Source organism: Pseudomonas brassicacearum, from assembly GCF_003732265.1.
In the GTDB taxonomy this organism is placed as follows: Bacteria; Pseudomonadota; Gammaproteobacteria; order Pseudomonadales; family Pseudomonadaceae; genus Aquipseudomonas; species Aquipseudomonas brassicacearum_D.
In genome coordinates, this window is sequence record NZ_MOBK01000330.1 from 1 (window position 1) to 304 (window position 304).

Genomic DNA, 304 nt, shown 5'->3' on the forward strand with positions numbered 1-304 from the left:
GCCATGAATCTTGATTTTCGGCACGAAGGCTTCGAAACGTACCGGCAGGTTGCGCGGCAGATTGTCGGACTCGCCCTTCACCAGGCGTCGCATGAACAATTTGACGATGCGATCTTCCAGGGAGTGGAAGCTGATCACCACCAGGCGACCACCCACTTCCAGCGACTCCAGCGCCGCTTCAAGGCCGGCCTCGAGATCACCCAGTTCGTTGTTAACGTGGATGCGCAATCCCTGGAAAGCCCGAGTAGCAGGATTCTTGCCCTTCTCCCAGGCAGGATTGGCGACTTTCAACACTTCGGCCAGA

At 57.6% G+C, this 304-nt stretch carries 1 protein-coding gene; it reads right to left on the bottom strand.

The window, feature by feature from the left end:
* On the bottom strand, positions 1–304 hold a 304-nt coding region (mraW, locus tag BK660_RS31540), incomplete at both ends, for a 16S rRNA (cytosine(1402)-N(4))-methyltransferase (RefSeq protein ID WP_123436454.1).